Below are 5,192 nucleotides of genomic sequence, written 5' to 3' on the forward strand. Positions count from 1 at the left end.
CCGCTCTGGGGTGGCTTCGAGTAGTACGGCGTGACCACCAGCAGCCCGTGGGCGCCCTCGGCAGCGCAGGCCTTGGCCAGGCGCACGCTGTGGGCGGTGTCGTAGGTGCCCGCGCCGGCGATGACGCGGGCCCGGTCGCCCACCGCCTCCAGGACGACGCGCAGCAGCTCACGCTTCTCGTCGTCGGTGGTCGTCGGGGACTCGCCGGTGGTCCCGGAAACCACCAGCCCGTCACAGCCCGCGTCGATCAGGTGATTGGCCAGCTGTGCGGCAGCGGCGGTGTCGACGGAGCCGTCGCGGCAAAACGGTGTGACCATCGCGGTCAGCAAGGTTCCCAACCGCGCTGGGGCGTCGAATCCGACCGTGCTCACGGTGCTAGGTTACCTGGCCCCGGCAAGGTAATTAGCATCCACGTAGACGCGCCGGCCCGTCAGCCCTCGGTCGCCAGCGGGCTGGTCGCGACCTCGGTGCCGTCGGCCAGGGCGGAGATCTCGAAGTCGGCGAACACGGCCGGAGCCACGCCCGTCAGCTGGCGCAGGCACTCGATGGCGAGCCGCCGGATTTCCACGTCGGCGTGCTCGCTGGCGCGCATCGCGATGAAGTGGCGCCACGCGCGGTAGTTGCCGGTCACGACGATGCGGGTTTCAGTCGCGTTGGGCAGCACGGCGCGGGCGGCCTGGCGGGCCTGCTTGCGACGCAAGACCGCGTTGGGTTGATCCGCGAACTTCGCCTCCAGCTTCGTCAGCAACTCGGTATAGGTGGCGCGGCTGGCGTCCGCGGCGGCGGCCAGGATCTGCTGCAGCTCCGGATCGTCTTCCATCCCCGGTGGCACGACGACGTGCGATTCCCTCTCGGGGACGTAGCGCTGCGACAGCTGGGAATAGGAGAAGTGTCGATGCCGAATCAGCTCATGGGTGCACGATCGCGAGATGCCGGTGACGTAGAACGACACGCTCGCGTGTTCGAGCACCGAGAAGTGGCCGACGTCGATGATGTGCTTGATGTAGCCGGCATTGGTCGCGGTCTTGGGGTTGGGTTTCGACCAGCTCTGGTAGCAGGCCCGGCCGGCGAACTCGACCAGCGCGGGGCCGCCATCGGCGTCGGTGCCCCACGGTATGTCGGGGGGCGCCAAGAAGTCGGTCTTGGCGATCAGTTGCACGCGCAGCGGCGCGATCTCGGCCACGGCGCTCACCTTAAGGCGTGCCGGGCGGATCGGCCGCCCTGACCCGCACCCTGCCGCAGACCGGCAATGGCAGCAGCCCAACTGGACGAGGACCCGGGCATCAGCTGACCCGCTTGGCCACCGCGCGCAGCTCACCGGACAGATCACCGCGCCCGGCGACGCTGAATCCGCCCAGGCCCAGCCACGACGCCATGGACTCGCACTCACCGGCCAGTGCCGCGGCGACGCGGGCCTTGGGCGCATCGGGCTCGCCGAATGCACCGAGGACCCGCAGCAAGTTGGCGGCGCGGTCGGCTTTGAGGTCGACCCGCGCCACCAATCGTCCGTCCAGAAGCAGCGGCCACACGTAGTAGCCGTACTGCCGCTTGGCGGCCGGGGTGTAAATCTCTATGCGGTAATGGAATTCGAATAGTCGCTCGACGCGCGGGCGGAAGAAGATGAGCGGGTCGAAAGGGCACAGCAACGCGGTACCGCGGTCGGAGCGGGGCACCGTGCGCCCCGCCCGCAGATAGGCCGGTGCGGACCAACCGTCGACGTCGACCGGCTCGATGTCACCGGCGGCCACCAACGCGGCGATCGCCGGCTTGATCTGCTGGGCCGACAGCCGAAAGTAGTCGCGGATGTCGGCCTCGGTGCCCACCCCCAGCGCGCTGGCGGCGCGCAGCGTGAGTTCGCGGATCGCCTCGTCGTCGTCGACCTCGCGGGCCAGCACGGCGGGCGGCAGCACCCGTTCCACCAGGTCGTAATGGCGAGCGAAGCCCACCCGCGTAGCGGTGGTGAGCACCCCGGCGGAGAACAGCGCCTCGGCCACCCACTTGGTGTCGCTGCGCGTCCACCAGGTGCCTTTTTTCCGGCGCGGTTCGGCGGCCAGGTGCGCTTCGATCTGCCCCGCGGTGCTGGGTCCGAGCTCGGCGACAGCCGCGATGATCTCATCGGCGAGCCGCGGGTTGGCCTTGACGATGTGGGTGCCCCACCGCCCATGGGAGTACTGGCGCATCCGCCAGCGCAACAGCGGCCAATCCTCGACGGACATCAGCGCGGCCTCATGAGCCCAGTACTCCGCCAGCAGCCGCGACGACCGCGGACCCCAGGCGGCCCCGTCGAGCACGTCACGGTCGTAGGGCCCGAGCCGGCTGAACACCGGAGCGTAGTGTGCGCGCACCGCCACGGAGACCGAATCCAGTTGCAGCACTTGAATCCTGGAGATCAGGCGCTTCAAATGGGCCCGGGTGATCTCACCGCTGGGCTGGGGGTCGGTAAATCCTTGGGCCGCAACGGCTACCCGCCGGGCTTGGGCGGCCGATAGCCTGCGGGTCGACACGGCGCAGAGAATACCGGTCGTGTCCGACGCGTCGCATTACGACGCTGAGCCCGCGCTGACTTTCTCGTCCAATCGCACCGTCTCGGGCGCGTTCTTCTGTTCTTCGTATGCGGCGTCGAGCGCGTCCGGAACCGTTTTCAGGTCCCGGTAGACGCCCATCAGCTGTTCGAGAATCCGGATCCGTTGTCGGCTGGCGTCATCGACGGCCCGTCGAGCCTCGTCACGAGCCCGGTCGGCCCTTTCCCTCGCCTCTGCGAGGAGCCGCTCACGCGCCTGCTGGGCGTCTTCGCGCAGGCTGGTCAGTTCAGCTTCGAGCTTTTCCTTGGTCGCCTGATACTCGGCTTCCATGGTTTCCCGTTGCGCGGCCATGTCCGCCAACATCTGCTCGCGCTTCCGCTGCGTTTCCTCGGCCTCCGCCTCGGCCGCCGCGATCAGTGCATCCGCCTCGGCTCGCGCCTCGGCCTGCATCTCGGCCACCTCGTCGACCGCGCGGCTCAGCATTTTCGCCAACCGCTGCTGCACCGCGTGCGGCGACGGCGACGTGTCCGTCAGCGCGGCCACTTCCTTGCGCAACGCGGCCGTTTGCTCACCGGATTCCCGCAGCCGGGCCCGCAGGCTCTCGACGTCGGCGAGTAGCAGCTGCTGCTTGGTGGTCAGCATCTCAACGTGGGCATCGACCGCGGTTGCGTCGTAGCCCATGAATTTTCGAGAGAACGTCCTGGGTTCGGGTGTCACTGCCAATTCCCCCTCCTCATGCAAACGCCTGGTTGACCCTGTACGACCGACCCCGGGTCCGAGTATGTCAGGTCAGGCCGTGGGCGCGAACGGGTGCGCGGCGCTGCGACGGTAGCTATGGAAGCGATAGCGCAGTCCCGACCGGCTGGCCTGCCACTCCCTTGTTTCGCCCACCCAAGTGTCGTCCAACGTCGGCGCCAGCGCATCGTCGTCATCGCGTCGCAAATCGATTTCGATCTCCGTGACCTCGCAGCGGGTGGCGTAGGGCAGCGCCAGCAAATAAATCTGTTCGCCGCCGATGACCCACGCCTCGGGGCCGCCCTTGGCAAGGGCGTCTTCCAGGGTGCCGACCACGCACGCCCCGTCGGCGACGAAGCCGGTGTCGCGGGACAGCACCACATTGCGCCGGCCCGGCAGGGGGCGCACCTTCGCAGGTAACGAATCCCAGGTCCGCCGGCCCATGATCACGGGGTGCCCTATGGTCACCTCTTTGAACCGGAGGAGATCCTCCGGCACTTTCCAGGGGATGCCGCCACCACGCCCGATGACGCCGGAGGTCGACTGAGCCCACACCAGGCCCACCTCGGTCATACGCGCAACTCCTTGATCCCGGCTTGCAAGCCGCCCGAGCCGGCATCGTCGCCGGCGCGCTTCATACAGCGACTGGGGCTTTGATCGCCGGATGGGGGTCGTAGTTCTTCACGACAACGTCGTCGTAGGTGTAATCGAAAATCGAATCCCTTGCGCCCAGAACGAGTTCCGGGTACGGGCGGGGGTCGCGGCTCAGCTGCAGCCGCACCTGCTCGACGTGGTTGTCATAGATGTGGCAGTCCCCGCCCGTCCAGACGAACTCGCCGACCGCGAGGCCGGACTGGGCGGCCATCATGTGCGTCAGCAGCGCGTAGCTGGCGATGTTGAACGGCACGCCCAAAAACAGGTCGGCGCTGCGCTGGTAGAGCTGGCAGCTCAGCCGCCCGTCGGCTACGTAGAACTGGAAGAACGCGTGACACGGTGGCAGCGCCATCCGCGGGATTTCGCCGACGTTCCAGGCCGACACGATGATGCGCCGCGAGTCCGGGTCGGTGCGCAGCAGGTCCAGGGCCGCGCTGATCTGATCGACGTGCTCGCCCGACGGCGTCGGCCAGGACCGCCATTGCACACCGTAGATCGGCCCGAGATCGCCTGTGCTGCTTGCCCATTCGTCCCAGATAGTAACGCCGTGCTCGTGCAGCCAGGCCACGTTGGAGTCGCCGCGCAGGAACCACAGCAATTCGTAGATCACCGACTTGAGGTGCACCTTTTTGGTGGTCAGCAGCGGGAACCCGGCCGACAGGTCATAGCGCAGCTGCTGGCCGAACAGGCTGCGGGTCCCGGTGCCGGTGCGGTCGGATTTGGCCGTTCCCTTATCGAGCACCAAGCGAAGCAAGTCCTCGTAGGGGGTCGGGATCGGCACGCCGCAAGAATACGTCTAGGCGCGCGGAGTAGAACGGGTGCCATGCCGAACATCATCGACGTCGTCACCACACCCGATGGCACCTGCACGGTGCACCTGTTCACCCCCGACGGCCCGGAATCGCAAGTCCCGTGGCCCGCGGTGGTCATGTATCCCGACGCCGGCGGCGTGCGTGACACGTTCGAGCAGATGGCCGCCAAGCTGGCGGGGTTCGGTTACGCGGTGTTGCTCCCGGATGTCTACTACCGCACCGCGGACTGGGCGCCGTTCGACATGGCGACGGTCTTCAGTGACCCGAAAGAACGCGGACGCCTGTTCTCGATGATCGGCAGCGTCACCCCGGACCGGATGGCCGCCGACGCCGGCGCGTTCTTCGACTATCTGGCCGCCCGCCCCGAGGTGGCCGGCGAGCGATTCGGGGTGTGCGGCTACTGCATGGGCGGACGGACGTCGCTCATGGTGGCGGGGCGGCTGCCGGACCGGGTGGCCGCGGCGGCGTC

Annotated in this window: 7 protein-coding genes; 1 reads left to right on the top strand and 6 read right to left on the bottom strand. The window is 68.0% G+C overall.

Translation table 11 applies throughout. From position 1 onward, the window contains the following. The 6 genes from A5652_RS08970 to A5652_RS08995 all read right to left on the bottom strand — a co-directional run. A partial coding sequence (locus A5652_RS08970; protein WP_197513852.1) for a dihydrodipicolinate synthase family protein occupies positions 1-371 on the bottom strand: 371 nt, incomplete at its 3' end. A 59-nt stretch (positions 372-430) separates the two neighbouring features. Beyond that, positions 431-1,183 (bottom strand): FAD-dependent thymidylate synthase, encoded by a 753-nt coding sequence (thyX, locus tag A5652_RS08975; RefSeq protein WP_067349449.1) that lies wholly within the window; start codon positions 1,181-1,183, stop codon positions 431-433. Positions 1,184-1,283: 100 nt separating this feature from the next. Next, entirely contained in the window at positions 1,284-2,504 is a 1,221-nt protein-coding gene (locus tag A5652_RS08980; RefSeq protein ID WP_067349435.1) for a winged helix-turn-helix domain-containing protein, read from the bottom strand. Between the two features lie 36 nt (positions 2,505-2,540). Next, positions 2,541-3,203, bottom strand: a complete 663-nt coding sequence (locus A5652_RS08985) for a cell division protein DivIVA (protein WP_067349439.1) — start codon at positions 3,201-3,203, stop codon at positions 2,541-2,543. A 108-nt stretch (positions 3,204-3,311) separates the two neighbouring features. Continuing rightward, positions 3,312-3,830 carry a dihydrofolate reductase gene (locus A5652_RS08990; protein WP_067349442.1) on the bottom strand — a complete coding sequence of 173 codons (519 nt, stop codon included), beginning with the start codon at positions 3,828-3,830 and terminating at the stop codon, positions 3,312-3,314. 61 nt (positions 3,831-3,891) lie between these two features. Next, positions 3,892-4,692 (bottom strand): thymidylate synthase, encoded by an 801-nt coding sequence (locus A5652_RS08995; protein ID WP_067349446.1) that lies wholly within the window; start codon positions 4,690-4,692, stop codon positions 3,892-3,894. Between the two features lie 42 nt (positions 4,693-4,734). On the opposite strand from A5652_RS08995, the gene A5652_RS09000 reads away from it, so the two are divergent. After that, on the top strand, positions 4,735-5,192 hold a 458-nt coding region (locus A5652_RS09000), incomplete at its 3' end, for a dienelactone hydrolase family protein (RefSeq protein ID WP_197513854.1).

It is taken from the genome of Mycobacterium sp. 1165178.9, assembly GCF_001673555.1.
Classification (GTDB): Bacteria; Actinomycetota; Actinomycetes; order Mycobacteriales; family Mycobacteriaceae; genus Mycobacterium.